We start from the raw sequence: 2,310 nt of genomic DNA, 5'->3' as shown, positions 1-2,310 counted from the left end.
ATCCACTACCTATAATACTAATTCTCTAAATTACTGTTACAGATCGCTACCCCTCCCCACGTCTTTCTAGAATTGAGGCGATGTCGCCTCAATTTCAGCAAGAATTTTAACTAAAGTCTCGCAACATCTTTTTGATTTCAATATTGTGCAATTCTTCGGTACCAATCATCGTGCGAGCGAACTCTTCCAGATAGATGCTGGCATCTTTGACAACATTGAGGAGCTTTTTGTACATATCCAAAGCATTTTTTTCGTGAGACAAACTTTCTTGTAGAATGTCCTTAACAGTGTGTTGGTATGTTTCCTCCATCTGGGCAATTTGCAGGGAAGGATGACCTTCTAAACCCGTGAGGATCTCGCCTACTTGTTGGGCATGGAGGAGCGATTCAGTCGCCTGGGCTTTAAAAAAATCGACGATCGGAATCCGGTTTGGGCCAGTAATCATCAGTGCATAATGCGTATATCGCACTACTCCAGCCAGCTCGAGTTCCATTATGGAACGCAATACTTCTAGCGTTTTTTCTCGGTCTAATTCTTGCATCTTCTCAAAGCCTAAGTTACTAAAATCTAGCCACAGCGGATTTTTGCCGTTGCGATGATTTTTTACTACTAGTTATTCTAATGGTATCGATCGATTATAGTGCTGTAACGATGGCTTGTGTAGATGGCAAGTCAATTGGGAAATGTTTCGCTAAAATTGCGGCGACTCGATCGGGTTGAATTTGACGATGATGAGTTTTGCCCGGTAATATTTCGGTAGCTGGACTATGCACGATCGCCTGTGGAGCAGCTTTACATTGATGTAGACATTTAACCGATTGAATTTCGACTCGATCGGTTAAATGATGGGATTCGATATATGCTTGCATTGCTTGGCAGATCTGTCCGCTGCCCCGTCGCCGACAACTCGAACCCTGACAAACTTGAATTTTGGTAACTGCGACTGGCTCAGTGGTGGCTAAATTGCGCTTGACGCTAGCTTGTAACGATCGTGCGTCGATAAGGAGAGAATCGCTGCGATCTGGCGTTAACAAATGTTTGACTTTGAGTTTGCGCTTACCCGTAACTTTACAAATCTGTTCCTGGCTTAATAATGTCAGCCAGATTCCCGGTTGCCAATCTTGAATGTAGGGACGGAGACTTTTGGCAATTTTAACTCGTTCTTCGCCACGAACGGTAGCAATTTTAAGATAACGATGGAGCGTGCGATCGTCTCCCCAACCTAAGAATTGACCTATTAACGGTTTGATGAGTTTTTGGGAATGCTTGCTCATGAACGGTATTTTCTAAAGATAGTTGCTCAAACAATTGCTAATTATTCTTATTAGCTTGGAAAATTCTGATAACTATATACTTGCGACAACTGAATTGCCAGTAACATAGCTAAAACTCTCAGTCCGTGCTCGCTCTCAAGTTAGGGCGAATATTATCAAAACTAGGCTGGAGCGAGATGATTGCCATCTCGCTCCGATGGCCGATTGGGAATAGGGTTAAGCGATCGCTTTTGACACTAATATTCATTAGTCCTGCTATCGATCACTATATCGGATTGCGGAACAAATGACAATAGTTGGCAATTATCTAGAAGCAGAAGATCGGTAGTTGCGATCGCGATCGTCGGGCTGTGGCAGCAGAATCGTCAGATCCAATGACCAATGCGTTTGACAATCTCTAAGCCTAAATTACCCACAGCGATCGGTAAAAACTCTAGTTGGGGAACGATCGAATCTGACAATACTCGCGATCGTCAGATTGCCAATTTAGTTCAATCCCGTTGGGATATAAGATTGGAGCTTGGTAATCCGATTGAGATCGTCCACTATGACTACTTGAGGATGGTGCTGGGGGGCTGCTAATTCATCAAATTGGGCATACGTCATGATAATCAATTTATCGCCCTTGACGCCCAATCTAGCTGCCGCACCATTTAACTCGATCGCTCCCGAACCCGGTTCAGCCGCGATCGCATACGTGACAAACCGTTCGCCGTTATTGACGTTGACTACATGCACTTGTTCGTAAGGAACGATGCCAACAGCCTTCAATAACAGCTCGTCGATACTGATGCTACCCATGTATTGGAGGTTGGCATCGGTAATCGTACAACTGTGAATTTTGGCAGCCAATAAGGTGCGGTGCATAAGCGTGGATGAGTGGATGGGTAGATGGGTGGATGGGTGGATGGGTAGATGGGTGGATGGGTGGATGGGTGGATGAGTGGATAGGTGATACAGAGCAAAAGGACGCTTGTGTCTCCTATTCACTACTGACTATCCACTATTCACTATTCACTATCCCCTATCCCCTATC

The 2,310-nt window shown here is 44.6% G+C and carries 3 protein-coding genes; all 3 read right to left on the bottom strand.

The features are described from left to right. Nucleotides 1–106: 106 nt before the first annotated feature. Nucleotides 107–541 (bottom strand): ferritin-like domain-containing protein, encoded by a 435-nt coding sequence (locus tag C7B77_RS28510; protein WP_106313011.1) that lies wholly within the window; start codon nt 539–541, stop codon nt 107–109. A gap of 94 nt (nt 542–635) precedes the next feature. Further along, on the bottom strand, nt 636–1,274 hold the full coding sequence (locus tag C7B77_RS28505) for a (2Fe-2S) ferredoxin domain-containing protein (RefSeq protein WP_106313008.1): 639 nt from the start codon (nt 1,272–1,274) through the stop codon (nt 636–638). 486 nt (nt 1,275–1,760) lie between these two features. After that, nucleotides 1,761–2,141 carry an aspartate 1-decarboxylase gene (gene panD / locus C7B77_RS28500; protein ID WP_106313005.1) on the bottom strand — a complete coding sequence of 127 codons (381 nt, stop codon included), beginning with the start codon at nt 2,139–2,141 and terminating at the stop codon, nt 1,761–1,763. Between the last annotated feature and the right edge of the window lie 169 nt (nt 2,142–2,310).

Origin of the sequence: Chamaesiphon polymorphus CCALA 037 (genome assembly GCF_003003845.1) — a bacterium.
Classification (GTDB): Bacteria; Cyanobacteriota; Cyanobacteriia; order Cyanobacteriales; family Chamaesiphonaceae; genus Chamaesiphon; species Chamaesiphon polymorphus.
The sequence above is the reverse complement of the archived record's forward strand: the minus strand, read 5'-3'. Positions and strand labels throughout refer to the sequence as shown.

Bases quoted from the DNA above. Each gene is read 5' to 3' on its own strand.
- C7B77_RS28510 (WP_106313011.1), bottom strand. From the start codon at position 541: ATGCAAGAATTAGACCGAGAAAAAACGCTAGAAGTATTGCGTTCCATA.
- C7B77_RS28505 (WP_106313008.1), bottom strand. From the start codon at position 1,274: ATGAGCAAGCATTCCCAAAAACTCATCAAACCGTTAATAGGTCAATTC.
- panD (WP_106313005.1), bottom strand. From the start codon at position 2,141: ATGCACCGCACCTTATTGGCTGCCAAAATTCACAGTTGTACGATTACC.